The 16,721-nt window shown below is 53.4% G+C and carries 14 protein-coding genes; 12 read left to right on the top strand and 2 right to left on the bottom strand.

The features are described from left to right. Nucleotides 1–20: 20 nt before the first annotated feature. Complete coding sequence (gene hemW / locus KNP95_RS01320) at nt 21–1,190, top strand: radical SAM family heme chaperone HemW (RefSeq protein ID WP_131471284.1); 1,170 nt, start codon at nt 21–23, stop codon at nt 1,188–1,190. Between the two features lie 38 nt (nt 1,191–1,228). On the opposite strand, the gene KNP95_RS01315 is transcribed toward hemW, so the two are convergent. After that, nucleotides 1,229–1,834 (bottom strand): DUF1054 domain-containing protein, encoded by a 606-nt coding sequence (locus KNP95_RS01315; protein ID WP_214756530.1) that lies wholly within the window; start codon nt 1,832–1,834, stop codon nt 1,229–1,231. A 191-nt stretch (nt 1,835–2,025) separates the two neighbouring features. Between KNP95_RS01315 and hrcA the strand changes: the two genes are divergently transcribed. The 6 genes from hrcA (at nt 2,026) to KNP95_RS01285 (ending at nt 8,417) form a co-directional block, all read left to right on the top strand. After that, on the top strand, nt 2,026–3,048 hold the full coding sequence (gene hrcA / locus KNP95_RS01310; RefSeq protein WP_029595209.1) for a heat-inducible transcriptional repressor HrcA: 1,023 nt from the start codon (nt 2,026–2,028) through the stop codon (nt 3,046–3,048). Nucleotides 3,049–3,065: 17 nt separating this feature from the next. Next, nucleotides 3,066–3,638, top strand: coding sequence for a nucleotide exchange factor GrpE (gene grpE / locus KNP95_RS01305; protein ID WP_029595210.1), 573 nt, complete (start codon nt 3,066–3,068; stop codon nt 3,636–3,638). Between the two features lie 29 nt (nt 3,639–3,667). Further along, nucleotides 3,668–5,491 (top strand): molecular chaperone DnaK, encoded by a 1,824-nt coding sequence (dnaK, locus tag KNP95_RS01300; RefSeq protein WP_029595211.1) that lies wholly within the window; start codon nt 3,668–3,670, stop codon nt 5,489–5,491. 109 nt (nt 5,492–5,600) lie between these two features. Then, on the top strand, nt 5,601–6,710 hold the full coding sequence (dnaJ, locus tag KNP95_RS01295; RefSeq protein WP_058763959.1) for a molecular chaperone DnaJ: 1,110 nt from the start codon (nt 5,601–5,603) through the stop codon (nt 6,708–6,710). Between the two features lie 18 nt (nt 6,711–6,728). After that, nucleotides 6,729–7,667, top strand: coding sequence for a 50S ribosomal protein L11 methyltransferase (gene prmA, locus KNP95_RS01290; RefSeq protein ID WP_214835168.1), 939 nt, complete (start codon nt 6,729–6,731; stop codon nt 7,665–7,667). Nucleotides 7,668–7,670: 3 nt separating this feature from the next. Beyond that, complete coding sequence (locus KNP95_RS01285) at nt 7,671–8,417, top strand: 16S rRNA (uracil(1498)-N(3))-methyltransferase (RefSeq protein WP_214835167.1); 747 nt, start codon at nt 7,671–7,673, stop codon at nt 8,415–8,417. Nucleotides 8,418–8,504: 87 nt separating this feature from the next. On the opposite strand, the gene KNP95_RS01280 is transcribed toward KNP95_RS01285, so the two are convergent. After that, nucleotides 8,505–12,164: a S8 family serine peptidase gene (locus tag KNP95_RS01280; RefSeq protein WP_214835166.1), complete on the bottom strand. Its 3,660-nt coding sequence runs from the start codon at nt 12,162–12,164 to the stop codon at nt 8,505–8,507. Between the two features lie 339 nt (nt 12,165–12,503). Here KNP95_RS01280 and KNP95_RS01275 point away from each other — a divergent pair, with 339 nt between their 5' ends. The 5 genes from KNP95_RS01275 (at nt 12,504) to rarD (ending at nt 16,685) form a co-directional block, all read left to right on the top strand. Continuing rightward, nucleotides 12,504–13,148 (top strand): class I SAM-dependent methyltransferase, encoded by a 645-nt coding sequence (locus tag KNP95_RS01275; protein ID WP_131471279.1) that lies wholly within the window; start codon nt 12,504–12,506, stop codon nt 13,146–13,148. After that, nucleotides 13,145–13,612, top strand: a complete 468-nt coding sequence (locus KNP95_RS01270) for an S-ribosylhomocysteine lyase (protein WP_021065678.1) — start codon at nt 13,145–13,147, stop codon at nt 13,610–13,612. Before KNP95_RS01275 ends, KNP95_RS01270 begins: the two co-directional genes overlap by 4 nt. Next, the gene (locus KNP95_RS01265; RefSeq protein WP_214802738.1) at nt 13,613–14,551 is read left to right on the top strand and encodes a PLP-dependent cysteine synthase family protein; all 939 of its coding nucleotides are present in this window, start codon (nt 13,613–13,615) and stop codon (nt 14,549–14,551) included. Continuing rightward, complete coding sequence (locus tag KNP95_RS01260) at nt 14,517–15,674, top strand: bifunctional cystathionine gamma-lyase/homocysteine desulfhydrase (protein WP_214798478.1); 1,158 nt, start codon at nt 14,517–14,519, stop codon at nt 15,672–15,674. Before KNP95_RS01265 ends, KNP95_RS01260 begins: the two co-directional genes overlap by 35 nt. Nucleotides 15,675–15,806: 132 nt before the next feature. After that, the gene (rarD, locus tag KNP95_RS01255; protein ID WP_021065681.1) at nt 15,807–16,685 is read left to right on the top strand and encodes an EamA family transporter RarD; all 879 of its coding nucleotides are present in this window, start codon (nt 15,807–15,809) and stop codon (nt 16,683–16,685) included. Nucleotides 16,686–16,721 lie beyond the last annotated feature (36 nt).

Here is a 16,721-nt window from a genome sequence, read left to right as displayed (position 1 = left end):
AGAAGAAAGGGGTGGCCGCCATGGCTAAAGCCGTATATCTTCACATTCCATTTTGTGAACATATTTGTTATTACTGTGATTTCAACAAGGTGTTCTTAAAGAACCAACCGGTTGATGACTATTTAGATGCACTTGAACGGGAAATCATCCTCTCGCTCGAACAATATCCGACCGATACGATCGAGACGATCTTTATCGGCGGTGGGACACCGACGGCGCTCAATGAGGCGCAGATGAAACGACTCATGGATATGGTCGCGCGTCATCTGCTCCCGCTCGCGTCTCCAAATTTGGAGTATTCGGTCGAGGCGAACCCGAACTTCGTCAGTGCGGAGAAACTCGACACGATGAAGCAAGGAGGGGTCAACCGCGTCAGTTTCGGCGTCCAAACGTTCGACGACGGCGGACTCGAGCGCATCGGACGGACGCACCGGGCCGATGACGTGTTTGCGACCGTGACGGAAGCTGCGAAGCGATTCGATAACATCTCGATTGACTTGATGTTCGGGTTGCCGGAACAGACGCTCGAGCAGATTGAGCGCGACCTCGACTTGGCGTTCGAGCTCCCGATTCAACACGTTTCTTCCTATTCGTTGATTCTCGAGCCGCACACCGTGTTCGCGATTCAAGAGCGAAAAGGGAAGCTGCGCCTTCCGGGCGAGGACATTGAAGTCGCGATGTATTTGAAAGTGATGGAGACGCTCGAACGGCGTGGATTGAAACAATATGAGATTTCAAACTATAGCCTTGAAGGACGGGAGAGCCGTCATAACCAAGTGTACTGGCGCAACGAAGAGTATTACGGCTTCGGCGCCGGCGCGCACAGTTATTTGAACGGGGAACGTCGGGCGAACATCGCCCCGATTCCGCACTATATCAAAGCGGAGGGGTTACCGGTCCGCAATACGACGACGCTCGAGATATTCGAGAAGATGGAAGAAGAACTGTTCCTCGGACTCCGGATGCGCCAAGGCGTGTCGTTTGCGACGTTCGAGTCGAAGTACGGTGTATCGATGCGTTCGGTGTTCGGGCACGTCTTGACGGAGCTCGAGGCGAAGCGGTTGATTGAGACGACGGACACACACGTCCGCTTGACCGAGTCGGGACTCCCGCTCGCCAATGAGGCGTTCGCGGCCTTCATCGGTGAAGCGCGTGTGAATGACGCTCACGATCAACCTTCATTATCATAAAAATAGGGCGGACCCGACTTGGGTCCGCCCTTGATTGTTTATAAGACGAGGTCGCGATAAATCGGCATGAGCCGGCTGAACGTATCCTCGACGAGCGCCAGGAAGGCGGCTTCGTTTTGAAGGATCGACGCATCGGCCGGAAGTTGGCGGCCGATTAAGAAGTCAGCTTTTTTCACGGTCGCGAAGCGTTCCGTCATCGTCTCAATCGATTCGGCTGACATATCCTCGATTAAAAACGCGTCTTTCTTCATATGGTCCCCGGCGATATGGAAGTCAGGGAAATCCGATTTGAAGTCGAGTGCCATAAGCCGGCGGCCGATTGCTTCCTTGTTCGGCATCTCATAGATGAAGGCGAGCCAGACGAAGACGCGGTCGTCGAATAAGCCGACCTGGAAATGGGGATGTTTCTTATAGCCGCGTTTGTCATGGCAAATCGCCATCCACGTGTCCTTCGGCGGATTGACCGTCCGGCGGGCATGCTTGGCGACATGTAAATAGAGCGGGATGCCGACGTCGGCTTCGAGCTGAGGCCCGACCTCGTCATAAATCCGGTGAAACAGCGGTTGAATCTCTGAGCGGATCCCGGCCATCCGGGCGTCGAGTCCGTCTTGCGTGAATACGTCGAATTGTTGTGTTGTAAACATCTAATCACCTCATTTCGTATCATACCGAATGTTGACGAAACATGCATATCCGAACGCTTGAACGGACTGGAAAAAATGAGCCAAATGAATTGACAAATAAGGAGAACATGATAATATTTGAAGTGTGATTAGCACTCAGTAAATATGAGTGCTAATAAAGCGAGGCCAATCCTTCAGAGAGGAGTGATGTTGTGCTGACAGAGAGACAATTGCTCATTTTACGAGCGATCATCGATGATTATATTCAGACGGCTCAACCGGTCGGGTCGCGGACGTTATCGAAGCGGGATGACTTATCATTCAGTTCGGCGACGATCCGTAACGACATGGCCGATTTAGAAGACATGGGTTTGATTGAAAAGCCGCATACGTCGGCCGGACGAATCCCGTCCGAAATCGGCTATCGGTATTATGTCGACCATCTCGTCGAGACGAAAATCATCGACGAGCGCGAGACGTATCGTCTCGGTGAACGACTGCGCGCTTCGGCCCAAGAGTCGGAAGTGCTCATCCGTCAAGCCGCTGACCTGCTCTCTGATTTGACCAACTATACGACGGTGGCACTCGGTCCGAACAGCCAGATGAATCGCCTGGCCCGAATCGACTTGATGCCGCTCGACGAACGGCGCGGCGTCGTCTTGATCGTGACCGATCAAGGCCACGTCGAACATCGGACGGTCGTATTCGACTCTCCGATGGCGCCTGACTTGGTCGAACAGACGATTCGTTTCTTGAACGATCGTCTCAAAGGGACTCCACTCGGTCAGCTAAAGTTCCGAATCGGGGAAGAAGTGGCCAAACTTCGACTCGCGCACCAGGAACAATTTGAGTTCATGATGCAACTCATTCAATCGACCGTCGAAGTCCAACATCCTGCTTCGCTATATCTAGGGGGGAAGAAGAACATCTTCAACCAACCTGAGTTTCAGACGCTCGACACGTTGCGTCCGTTCCTCGAATGGATCGATGAACAGGAACGGTTGACCGACTGGCTCGAATCGTTGCCAAACCGCGAGATTTATGTGAGCATTGGTAGCGAGAATGGCATCGTCGCGCTTCAAAATTGTAGCGTCATCACGTCCGACTATACGCTCGACGGGAAGACGTTCGGGACAATCGCCATGATTGGACCGACCCGGATGGACTATCGACACGGTGTCCAAATGATGGGACAAATCATTGAGGCGTTAAGGCGAACGAAATTAGAAGAGTGATGGAAAGGAGCCTCATTATGACAACTGACAAACAAAACGGGCCTGAACCAGAAGAAGTGCTCGAAGAAAAAGATTTTGATCCGAAACAGACAGAGGCTGTCGAAGCAGAAGAGGTTTCAAATGTTGAGTTTGTGGAAGAAACTTCTGAAGGGACGGATTTACAAAAAGAAATCGACGCACTCAAAGCGAGCGAGCTCCGCATCCGTGCGGACTTTGATAACTTCCGTCGTCGGACGAACGAAGAGAACGCGAAACGCGTGAAGTTCGCGTCACAAACGGTCGTCGAGAAGTTGATTCCGCTCATCGATAACTTCGAGCGCGCGCTCCAAGTCGAGGCGACTTCGGACGACGCCAAGCAGATTCAAGCGGGCGTCGACATGATTCACCGCCAGTTACTCGACGTCTTGAACGGTGAGAACGTCGAAGTGATTGAAGCGGTTGGCCAACCGTTCGACCCGAACTATCATCAAGCGGTCATGCAAGAGCCGAGCGATGAGTTCGAATCGGGCATCGTGACGATGGAGCTTCAAAAAGGGTACACGATGCACGGACGCGTCATTCGTCCGAGCATGGTAAAAGTCTCAGAATAACATTACTTAATTAGATGGAGGAATAGACAATGGGTAAAATTATCGGAATTGACTTAGGTACAACGAACTCATGTGTGGCAGTTATGGAAGGTGGCGAAGCAGTCGTCATCTCGAACGCAGAAGGGAACCGTACGACACCATCTGTCGTCGCATTCAAAGGCGAAGAGCGTCAAGTCGGAGAAGTAGCGAAACGTCAAGCGATCACGAACCCGAACACGATTCAATCGATTAAGCGTCACATGGGAACGTCGCATACGGTCGAAGTTGACGGTAAGAAGTTCACACCGCAAGAAATCTCGGCAATCATTTTGCAGAAATTGAAAAAAGATGCAGAAGACTACCTCGGTGAAACGGTGACGGAAGCAGTCATCACTGTACCTGCCTACTTCAACGATGCGGAGCGTCAAGCGACGAAAGATGCAGGGAAAATCGCCGGTCTCGACGTCAAACGAATCATCAACGAGCCGACGGCAGCTGCACTCGCTTACGGTCTCGATAAAGGTGAAGACCACACGATCTTGATTTATGACCTCGGTGGCGGTACGTTCGACGTCTCGATTCTCGAACTTGGCGACGGCGTCTTCGAAGTTGTCGCAACAGCAGGGGACAACCGTCTCGGTGGTGACGATTTTGACCAAAAAGTCATCGACTATCTCGTAGCAGAATTCAAAAAAGAGAACGGCATCGACCTCGCTCAAGACAAGATGGCGCTTCAACGTTTGAAAGATGCAGCCGAGAAAGCGAAGAAAGACCTTTCTGGTGTGACGAGCGCGCACATCAGCCTTCCGTTCATCACGGCCGGAGCAGCTGGTCCGCTTCACCTTGAAACGACACTCACACGTGCGAAATTCGAAGAGTTGACAGCCGACCTCGTCGAGCGCACGATGGAGCCGACTCGCCGCGCGTTGAAAGACTCAGGTCTTACACCGTCTGACCTCGACAAGATCATCCTCGTCGGTGGTTCGACACGTATCCCAGCGGTTCAAAAAGCGATTCACGACTTCACGAAGAAAGAGCCGTTCAAAGGCGTGAACCCGGATGAAGTCGTCGCCCTCGGTGCCGCAATCCAAGGTGGCGTCCTTGCCGGTGACGTCAAAGACGTCGTCCTTCTCGACGTGACTCCGCTCTCGCTCGGTATCGAGACGATGGGTGGCGTGATGACGAAGTTGATCGATCGCAACACGACGATCCCGACTTCGAAATCACAAGTCTTCTCGACGGCGGCTGACAGCCAGCCAGCGGTAGACATCCACGTCCTCCAAGGGGAACGTCCGATGGCACCAGACAACAAGACACTCGGTCGCTTCCAGTTGACGGACATTCCGCCGGCACCACGTGGCGTGCCACAAATCGAAGTCAAATTCGACATCGATGCGAACGGAATCGTTCACGTATCGGCGAAAGACCTCGGTACGAACAAAGAACAGTCCATCACGATTCAATCGTCTTCAGGGATCGACGAGGCTGAAATCGAGCGTATGGTAAAAGAAGCGGAAGCGAACGCGGAAGCTGACAAACAACGTAAAGAAGAAGCTGAACTCCGCAACGAGACAGACCAACTCGTCTTCGCAACGGACAAGGCGATCAAAGACCTCGGCGACAAAGTCGACGCTACGGACAAAGAGCGCGCTGAAGCTGCGAAAGAAAAAGCGAAAACGGCACTCGAAGGCACAGACCTCGAAGCCCTCCGTACGGCGAAAGACGAATTGTCGAACGTCGTGCAAGAGTTGACGCAAAAAGTATACGCGAACATGGCTGAACAGCAAGGTGCTGAAGGTGCAGAGACGCAGACGGAAGCGAAAGACGACAACGTCGTTGACGCTGAGTTTGAAGATCTCGACGATCGCAAATAAGGCAACCGATAGAGAGGAGAGCGCCAAAGCAGGTTTCTGCTTTGGCTCTTTCCATGTTAAGGTAGATTCGGTAGAATTTTAGTTTAGACAGTGTAGAGGAGAGAGTAACGTGGCGAAACGAGATTATTATGAAGTGCTTGGCCTAGATAAATCGGCCTCGGCACAAGACATCAAACGTGCTTATCGCAAGCTGGCACGCCAGTATCACCCTGACATCAACCAAGAGCCGGATGCGGCCGACAAGTTCAAAGAGCTCGGTGAAGCATACGAAGTATTGTCAGACGAACAGAAACGGGCCCAATACGACCGTTTCGGTTTTGAAGGGGCCAGCCAATTCGGCGGCGGTGGCGACTTCCAAGGCGGCTTCGGTGACATCTTCGACATGTTCTTCGGTGGCGGTGGGGGACGTCGTCAAGACCCGAACGCTCCACGACGCGGGGAAGACTATCAATACGTCGTCGACCTCGATTTCATGGAGAGTGTGACCGGCAAGACGGAAATCATCGACCTTGAGATTGAAGTCGAATGCGACACGTGCATGGGTAGCGGCGCCAAACCGGGAACAAAACCGGATACGTGCGGCCGTTGTGGCGGCAGCGGTGTCGAGACGGTCGAACAGAACACGATTCTCGGCCGGATGGTCAATCAACGGACGTGTAGCCAATGTCACGGTAGCGGGAAGACGATTAAAGAAAAATGTGAGACGTGTCACGGCTCTGGCCATGTGAAGAAACAGAAGCAAGTCGAAGTCAAGATTCCAGCTGGAATCGACAACGGCCAACAAATCCGTCTATCAGGCAAAGGTGGTCCTGGCTTTAACGGCGGCCCAGCCGGCGACCTGTATATTGTCGTTCGCGTCCGGGCGCATGAAATCTTTGAACGGGTCGACCAACATATCACGATGGAGATGCCGGTCACGTTCGCCCAGGCCGCACTCGGTGCGGAACTCGAAGTTCCGACCGTCCACGGTAAAGTAAGTTTGAAAGTTCCTGCCGGTACGCAGACCGGTTCGCGATTCCGGTTGCGCGGCAAAGGGATGCCGAGCGTCCGCGGCGGCGGCAATGGCGACCAGTACGTCAATATCGTCATCATGACGCCGACGAATATGACCGACCGTCAAAAAGAATTGCTCCGTGAATTCGAAGAGATTAGCGGAGAAGCAGGCGTCGAAGAACAACACGGCCTGTTCCAAAAGATGAAGAAGTTTTTTAGCCAGTAAAAGGAGCGTGTTCAAACAATGAAATGGTCTGAAATTTGTGTCCACACGACACAGCAGGCAGTCGAAGCCGTATCGAATTTACTACATGAAGTGGGGGCACAAGGGGTCGTCATCGAGGACGTCGAAGATTACGACCAGATGATGGCCGAAGACCATTTCGGCGAGATTTGGGACGTGTCGGGCCGCGAATCGTATCCAACATCAGGTGTGTACGTGAAAGCATACGTACCGGCCTCAGGTGATTTCGAAGACACGCTCGCCGCGTTCAAAAAAGAAGTGGACGGCTTGCGTCATGTGCTCGATATCGGCACCGGTGACGTGACGGTCGTCGAGATGGACGAAGAGGACTGGGCCCATTCGTGGAAGCAGTACTACAAGCCCGTCAAAATCTCACAACATTTGACGATCGTCCCGCTTTGGGAAGATTACGAGCCACAACCGGAAGAGAACGTCATCTTGCTCGATCCGGGTATGGCGTTCGGGACGGGGACGCATCCGACGACGATGCTCTGCATTCAGGCGATCGAGAACTATATCCGACCGGGTGACCGATTGATTGATGTCGGCACGGGTTCAGGTGTCCTCGCGATCGCCGCTGCGAAGCTTGGGGCCGAACGAGTCGAGGCACTCGATTTGGATGCGGTCGCCGTCGAATCGGCGCGTCAAAACGTCGAGACGAACGGTGTCGGCAACGTCATCGACGTGAAGACGGGTGACTTGTTGAAAGGGATGACGGGGGAGTATGACCTCGTCGTCGCCAATATTTTGGCCGACGTCATCATGCTGTTCATCGATGATGCATATGCGCGCGTCAAACCGGGCGGCTATTTCATCACGTCGGGTATTATCGGACAGAAGCGGGCCGAGGTGACAGAGGCGCTCAAGGCGTCCGGATTCGCGATTGAAGAGACAAGGGTCATGGAAGACTGGGTCGCCATCATCGCGAAGAAAGGATGAGCCATGCAACGATACTTTTTACCGCGTGAGTCATTTGTCAATGACACGGCCACCTTACCGGCCGACGTCGTCCATCATATCGGGACAGTGCTCCGGGAGACGCCCGGTTATCGGATGGTGCTTTTAGACGGTACCGGCCTCGAATATGAGGCTGAGGTCGTAACGCTCGAGAAGAAGACGGGCACGGCCCGGGTGCTCGAACGCCGTCAAGCGACGACCGAACTTCCCGTCGAGGTGACGCTCGCCTATGCGCTTCCGAAAGGCGATAAAGTCGAACTCGTCGCCCAAAAAGGGACTGAGCTCGGCATGCATCACTTCTGGGTGTTCGAATCGAAGCGCTCGGTCGCCAAATGGGACGCCAAAAAGGCACCGAAAAAAGTCGAACGGCTTCAGAAAATCATGCAGGAAGCGGCCGAACAGTCGTACCGCGCCGTCGTTCCGATGTGTCAATACATCACACCACGGGAACTGACGGACCGCATCGATTCGTTCGATGCCGTCGTCATCGCCTATGAAGAACAAGCGAAGCAAGGGGAGCAAGCAGCGTTTGCGACGGTGTTGCAAGCACTTCGACCTGGGGCGAAGCTCCTGCTCATCGTCGGGCCGGAAGGCGGCTTTGACGAAAGTGAAGTGAATGAGTGGACGGAACGCGGGGCCAAGGCCTGTGCTTTCGGACCACGCATCTTGCGTTCGGAGACGGCGCCGCTCTATGCGCTCGCCGCTGTCTCATATGCGCTCGAATTGAATTAACACATCAAACGGCTCTCGGGGATGCGGGAGCCGTTTTTGTACCTAGAAAAAACAGGCTCGCGATTTGGGCGCGAGCCTGTCGAATTATTATTTGACGAGTGTGATCGTCTTCGTCGTCACGTTGCCGGCGAGGTCGGTCGCCTCGAACGTGAACGTGTTCTCACCTGACGTCACAGGAAGCGTGACCGTCTGTGTTTTCGCGAATGAACGCATCTCATACGGTTCTTTCAGCGCTTGGCTGAATTTCAAGTCGCCGTTGACGAGAAGTTTCACTTCGTCGAAGTTGTCTTTCACCGTTACAGAGACGTTGACCGTCGATTGTTTTTTACCGATTTTTTTCGGTAGTTTTCCAAGTTCGATGCTGGCAGGTGTCGTATCCACAAAAATCGCACGTTGGAAGTTGGTCACGTTTCCAGCCGCATCCTCGGCGACGAACCGCAACTTATGGACACCGTCTGCAAACGTCCGCGTCGTGTTGAAGACGTGTTCTTTCTTCGTATCGTCCCATGTGAGCGGTACGTCAACACCGTCGACTTGGAACGACTGGATGGCAGATGCATCTTGAATCGTTCCAGCGACCGGGATGACCGATGTCGCGTATGGCGTCAAAGCGAGCGGGGCGTTCACGAACACTCCAGGCTTATCCGCGTCTGTCGAGTAAGCGACCGTCTTCGTTGTGCTGTTGCCAGCGTGATCGACGACGCGAACGCTGACTTGATCGGCGTCACTGACGCCTGTGAACGTGTAGGCCTTGCCATCAGCTTGCTTGGCGACGGATTTTCCGTTCAAGAAATATTCGACCGAATGGATGCCTGAGAACTCATCTTTCGCTTGGACCGCCAAGCTCTCCCCTTGCCATTTCGTCGTGAACGTCGGGTCCGTGTAATCGACTTTGACTGGGAAGCGAAGCGTCTGGGCTTGTTTTTTCATGTAATCGATGCTTCCTTCGATTTCATAGAAGTATTTGCCGGCCGGGGCTGGTTTGCCATTCAACTGACCATCCCATGTGTAAGCGGCCGAGTAGTAATAAGGTGTGTTGGCACCGCCGTCAAAGTAGTTCTTGCGAAGTTCTTCGTCTTGGAACAACGTCCGGACGACATTGCCGGCCTCGTCGACGATGCGATACTTGACGTCCTTGGCGTTACGGAGCAACGAGAACACCGGTACAGCGACATCCTTTGAGCCATCTTTGTCTGGTGAGAAGGCGATTGCGTCGGCATCAACGGATTGGTCAAGGTTCGAACCGAGATAGTTCCCTGTTTGATCGACCATACCTGATACTTCGTAGAACGAGCCGTCTTCATAGATGGAGGCATCGAAGATTGGCGCCTTGCCCCAGTCTCCTTCGAAACCGACGAACGGTACGACGAGTGACGGGTTGCCCTCAGCACCGTTAACGTCCGTCAAGCGGACGAATCCATCAACGAAGTAACCGTTCTCGAAGACGTCTTTCGCCGGTACGAGACCGTCGAGCGTTTTCGGATTGAGCACTTTTGCTTTCGAGACGTCAAGTGCGACTTTGAGTTCTACTTTCGCGTTCGGTTTTACTTTGACCGTACTGACTTTCTTCCCGTTGACCGTCACTTTTGCATTCTCGAGCGCTTGGGCTTCCATCGCGTTCTGAACGAGTCCGGCCGTCTGCTCGATAGCGAGGTCGGTCTGGAGTGACGAAGACACGTTATACGACACGGCCTTGTCCGACAAGTTCTCGACGACAAGCGTGAACGTCGCCTTGCTGCGGTTCAATTCCTTGAGCGCAACTTTGGCTTCTTTCGTCTTCTTCTCGTACGCGATTGCCGGTGTCGAGACGGCAGCATGCAATTGCATGAGACCAGCTCCACCACGACGTGGCGTGTAAGGGAGGTTTTGTTGTAACTGTTTGTTGAGCGGTCCGATATCCGTGACAGCTTTCGATGTGTTGATGAGCAAGTTCTTCGCCATCGTGACGCGTGCTGTTCCTGTCAAATTGAAGTCGCGGTCGACGCGTTCGAGGACGAGGGCAGCTCCGCCGGCCACGTGTGGGGAAGCCATCGATGTACCGCTCATCAAGCCGTACTGGTTATCGTTCAACGTCGAGAAGATCTGTCCGCCCGGTGCTGAAATCTCTGGCTTGAAGTCGAGGTTTGGCGTCATGCCCCACGACGTGAAGTTCGAGAGCTGACCGGCCGCGCCGTTCGTGACACTGAGGCGATCGCCGGCAAAGCCGATTGTCATCTGTTCACCAGCGAGGAGACGTTGTTGCAACGTGTTCCCGTCTTTGATGCTAAGCGAGGCCATCGGGATTTTCGGGTTGGCCAATGCCATGCTCACATAATCGCCGTGACCGACAGCTCCACGGACAATGACGCCAGCTGCGCCGTTCGCTTCGGCTGTCTGTTGAATGTTTGAATAGAAGTAACTGCCGTCGCGAACCGCGAGGACGATTTTTCCTTTAACGTCTTTTCCGACGTATTGGCTCGGTTGGCCGTCGCCGACGTAAACGAGGTCGTAATTGCCTTGCGTGAAGGCAGGACCGTCTTGTTTTTTCCAACCGATTTTGTCAGTGGCGTCACCCGACTTGACTGAGAACGCGTCCAATTGAATTTGATCGTTCTCGAGCGAAGCGACGGATGTCGACGCCGAGCTGACACTCGGGGCACCGACGACGCCCGTGTCCGGATTATCGGCGTACGGAAGGTCGTAACCGTTGCCGAAGTAGGCCGAGTTTCCAGCCGAAATCGACATGAAGACACCGTTATCGACGGCACGTTGGACGGCTTGTTGTTCCGGTGAGTCGGCATCGACGAATCCGGCCGTTGAGCCGAGACTCATGTTGATGACGTCCGCACCGAGTTTGATGGCGTCATCGATGGCTTTAATGTAGATATCGCCGTATGTCGAAGCATAGTTCGGATCGTTACTGAATACTTTGAGCCCGAGCACTTGTGCCTCAGGAGCGACACCTTTCAAGCCACCGGCCGCTTCATCCCCGTTGGCGGCGACAGTACCCGAGACGTGCATCCCGTGCATCGAGGCGCCAGGTGAATCGTCACGGATATCATCGTTCTCATCATAATAGTTATAAGCGTATGGGACTTTCTCGTTTATGTAAGCTCCAGGCATGCCGAACGTGCTGACGGCCGTCTCGACTTCTGTTTGAGACAACTCGGCTTTTGAATCATCCGTAAGACGGAAGTCACGGTGGTCGGCGTCAACGCCTGTATCGATGACAGCGACGATTGTCCCTTCGCCCGTGAACCCGTAATCGCCCCACGTCTGCTGTGATTGGACCATGCCATTACTCGTGACCATGTCCGGTTTGACTTCTGGACGTTCGTACTCGTTGACGACGTGGACGCTTGCGACTTCAGGCAACGCCTCGACCTTTTTGACGTCGGTCGCTGTGAGCATCGTACTGAAACCGTTGAAGACGGTCGTGAACTCTTCGAGCGTCACGGCCTTGACGCCTTTTTTCGAGATGGCAGCTTTCGCTTTCTTTTGTTCGGCTTTGACGAGCTTTTGAGCGCCGTCTTTCTCCGTTTTCGTCAACTCGTTAAACTTTTTACCCTTTTTCTTTGCTTGTTCGATGGCTGGGGCACCGACAAGTTCGACGACGACGCGCAATTTCTCATGTTTGTCGGTCGAGCTCACGCTTTGTTTGACAGATGGCTTGGCTAGGACAGGTTCTGCGCCGAGGCCGAGTAGGCCGGGCGTCAACGCGAGGCAAGTCGCGAGGGAGACGTTCAAATAAAATTTCGGTTGTGGCAATTTAGTATCCTCCAATCGTTTTTTGAAAAAATAAATCCATTTGTGGAAAATGATAGCGGATTTCAAACCAAAATTCTTCCTGTTTTTTAAACGATAGGGTAATGAATTTGAACAAATTAAAAGATTCTGACAATTACTTTGGACCTATCCACGTCAAAATGTGGATAGGTCTTTTCTCATTTCCTGACTCTTTCATCGGATTAACAATAAATAATTCATCTCTCTCAAACAATATGGGCAATTCGCTTGAGATTTTAATCTAAAGTTGATACAGTCTGTAGTAGATAAATCATATAAAACTTATCGATATAGTCGGAATAAAGACGATGGGGTGACAACATGGGATTACAATTCATGGATATTTTTAAGGAATGGGCGTCAGAATATGACGCGACCGTGACCGGACATGACGAACAGTATCGTGAAGTGTTCGCCGGGTACGAGACGATGCTCAACGAGGTCGTCGACCAATTAGAAGGCCGGGTCATGGAATTCGGAAGCGGGACAGGGAACTTGAGTGCAAAAATCTTGGAGCGCCACGAATTGATTTCGGTCGAACCGTCTCCGGAAATGCGGGCCGTCGCGGCCGAGAAGTTACAGCTCGATATCGTCGACGGTGACTTTCTCAACTATCCGACGGATCAACAGGTCGATACAATCGTGTCATCCTATGCGTTCCATCATTTGACGGATGATGAGAAACGGACGGCGATTCGAAGTTACGTCGAACACCTCGACGCCCCGCGCTTCGTCTTGCTCGATACGATGTTCGCCTCGCAAACAGCGAAACGGGACATCTTGGACTGGGCCGAAGCGAACGGCTATACCGATTTACTCGAGGATTTGAATCGAGAGTTTTATCCATATACCCAGACGATTCAAGCGATGCTCGAAGCAAACGGCTATACGGTTACGCTCACGCAAAAAAATAAATTCGTCTGGCTCGTCGTGGCCACGAAACAATCAGGAGGAACTCAATCATGAAAAGTTATAAAGTCGAAAGCTTTAATTTAGACCATACAAAAGTACAAGCGCCTTACGTCCGTTTAGCTGGAGTGAAGAAAGGGACGGCCGATACGATTTATAAATATGACATTCGCTTCATTCAACCGAACGAAGGGCTTATGCCGATGCGCGCCGTCCATTCGCTCGAGCACTTGATTGCCGAGAACAGCCGTAGCCACTCGAATCAAATCATCGACGTCTCGCCGATGGGTTGCCAGACAGGCTTCTATTGGACGATGTTGAACGACGGGGATTACGAAGCGATGCTCGACCTCGTCGAAGCGACACTCCGCGATGCAGCAAATGCGACAGAACTTCCAGCGCAAAACCCGATTCAATGCGGCAGCGCGAACCATCACGATTTCGAGGGTGCGAAGAAGCTCGCGGCCGACATGCTTGCTAAGCGTGACGAGTGGCACATCATCTTCAAGGACGAAGCGTAAATGATTGTCCAAAGCGTCTATGAATTGATCGGGGAGACGCCTCTTCTCGAATTGCGGACGTTACCGGTTCCTCCGGGTGTCAAAGTGTACGGCAAGCTCGAGATGATGAACCCGGGCGGTAGTGTCAAGGATCGGCTCGGTCTGCAATTGATTGAACGGGCGCTTGAACGTGGACAACTCGTACGCGGGGGAACGGTCGTCGAACCGACGGCCGGGAACACCGGGATCGGGCTCGCACTCGCCTGTCAACGTCACGGCATCAAGTTGATGACCGTCACTCCGGAGAAGTTCAGTCAAGAGAAGCAAGCGCTCATGGCGCTTCTCGGGGCGACCGTCGTCAACACGCCGACGGAGCTCGGGATGAAAGGGGCCATCGCGCGGGCGAAAGAGCTCGCCATCGAACATGACGCCTATGTGCCGGAACAGTTCTCGAATCCGGATAATCCGGACGCATACGTCGACACGCTCGCGTTCGAGCTTCAGGCCGACCTGCCGAACATCGATGTGTTCATCGCCGGGGCCGGCTCAGGGGGGACGTTTACAGGTGTCGCGAGCAAGTTGCGGCCGAACGGGACGAAGACGATCGTCGTCGAGCCGGAAGGGTCGATTTTGAACGGTGGAGCACCAGGGCCGCACAAGACAGAAGGCATCGGCGTCGAGGCGTGGCCGGCGTTCTTGCCGCGCGAGCTCGTCGACGGGATTTACACGATTACGGACGAAGAGGCGTTCTATTATGTCGCCCACCTCGCCAAACAAGAAGGTTTGCTCGTCGGAAGTTCATCCGGAGCGGCCATCGCGGCATGCGTACAAGAAGCGGCTCAGATGACAGAAGGCGTCATCGTGACGATTTTACCGGACAGCGTTGAACGTTATTTAAGTCAAGGAATAGTCAAGGAGGCAGAATATGCGTACAAAAACAGCACTCATTCACGGCGGTAAAACAACGGACCCGTTGACGGGAGCCGTCACACCACCGATTTATCAGACGAGCACGTATAAGCAAGACGGCATCGGCAATCTCCGTGAAGGGTATGAATATTCGCGGACGGCCAACCCGACACGGACGGCACTTGAGACGCTCATCGCCGATATCGAGGGCGGTGCCAGCGGGTTTGCGTTCGGTTCTGGGATGGCAGCCATCTCGACGATTTTAATGTTAATGAAATCAGGGGACCACGTCATCGTCGGTTCTGACGTATATGGGGGAACGTACCGTGTATTCAATCGAGTATTTCAATCACTTGGCTTGGAGGCAACTTTTGTCGATACGGCCGATACGCAAGCGGTCCGTGAAGCGCTCCAGCCGAACACGAAAATGATTTACGTCGAGACACCGACAAACCCGTTGTTGAACGTGACGGACATGCGCCTCATCCGCGCCATCGCCGACGAGGCGGACGTCCTGTTCGTCGTCGACAACACGTTCATGACACCGTACTTCCAAAACCCAATCGAATTGGGGGCGGACTACGTGCTTCATAGCGCCACAAAATATTTAGGCGGCCATAGCGACGTCGTCGCCGGTCTCGTCGTCGCCCGCACGGAAGAGCTTGGGGAGCGTTTGGCGTTCTTGCAAAACTCAGTCGGCGCGGTACTCGGACCACAAGACAGCTTCCTCGTTGTTCGCGGCATCAAGACGCTCGCGGTCCGCATGGAAGCGATTGAAGCGAACGCGCTCGCGCTCGTCGACTACTTGACGAAGCATGAATCAGTCAGCCGTGTCTTGCATCCGAGTGTCGGCAGTGAAGAAGCGAAGCGGGTCCACTTGTCCCAGGCACGTGGTTTCGGTGGAATGATCGCCTTCGACGTCGGTTCAGCCGAAGCGGCCGAACTCGTCGTCGCGAAGACGAAGTACTTCACACTCGCCGAGAGTCTCGGCGCGGTCGAGAGCTTGATTAGCGTACCAGCTCGGATGACGCATGCGTCAATTCCTGCGGAACGCCGTCTCGAACTCGGGATTACGGACGGACTCGTCCGCATCTCGGTCGGCCTTGAAGATGTACAAGATTTGATTGAAGATTTGGAGCAGGCGCTCGCGACCGTGGCGACGATTCCGAACTAAGTTGCATAGCGATACGAGGTGCGCTCGCGAGCGTGCCTCTTTTTGTCGTGTGCAAGGTGAAAGAATTCGCTTGAATGTCCTAATCGCATCGACTACACTGACGATAATTGATTACGAGAGCGGGTGAACAGAGTGAACAAAGGCGTCATGCCAACGGTCGGGGCCTACGTCATGTGGGGCGTCCTACCGATTTATTGGAAGTTTTTGCAGGAAATACCGAGCGGTCAAATCTTGGCCCATCGCATCGTCTGGTCATTCCTCTTCATCTTACTCGTCTTGAAATGGACGAAACAGTGGACCGAGTTCAACTATGCGCTTCGGCACCGGGCGACAAGGAACGCCTTTATGTTGAACGGATTTATCGTCAGTGCCAACTGGTTCGTCTACATATGGGCGGTCAATCACGGCTATATCATCGAAGCGTCACTCGGCTATTACATCAATCCGCTCGTGAGCATGGTGTTAGGTGTGCTTGTTTTTCGGGAATCATTAAATCGAGTACAATGGCTGGCGGTGACCGTGGCGGCAATCGGCGTGCTCGTCTTGACGTTCGGCTATGGGTCGTTCCCGTGGATCGCGTTCATTTTGGCCAGTACGTTCGGGTTTTACGGGATGGTGAAAAAACGCCGTCCACTCGCCTCGACAGTTAGCCTCGGCATCGAGACGCTCGCGGTCGTTCCGGTCGCTATCATTTTCTTGGGTTGGCAGACGTCTCAGGGAGGATTGACGATGACGACCGAACCGGTCATTTGGGTCGCGTTGGTCGGGACAGGCGTGATGACGGCGCTACCCCTTCTTTTGTTCGGGTACGGAGCGCAACATATCCCGTTCACGCTCGTCGGGTTTCTTCAGTTCATCGCACCGACGCTCAGTCTCGCAATCGGGGTCATTCTCTATAATGAACCGTTCACGGGCTATCACGTTTTTGCGTTCACATGTATATGGATTGCCATTTTCTTCTTTAGTTGGAACAGTTGGATCCAGACGCGGAAACGCCGTCAACTCGTCTGAATTGAAAGCTGTTACATTTCAAGAAAACATGATAAT

The sequence above is a fragment of the Exiguobacterium sp. s36 genome (assembly GCF_018618345.1).
In the GTDB taxonomy this organism is placed as follows: domain Bacteria; phylum Bacillota; class Bacilli; order Exiguobacteriales; family Exiguobacteriaceae; genus Exiguobacterium; species Exiguobacterium chiriqhucha.
This window is presented reverse-complemented; position numbering and strand designations above follow the sequence as displayed.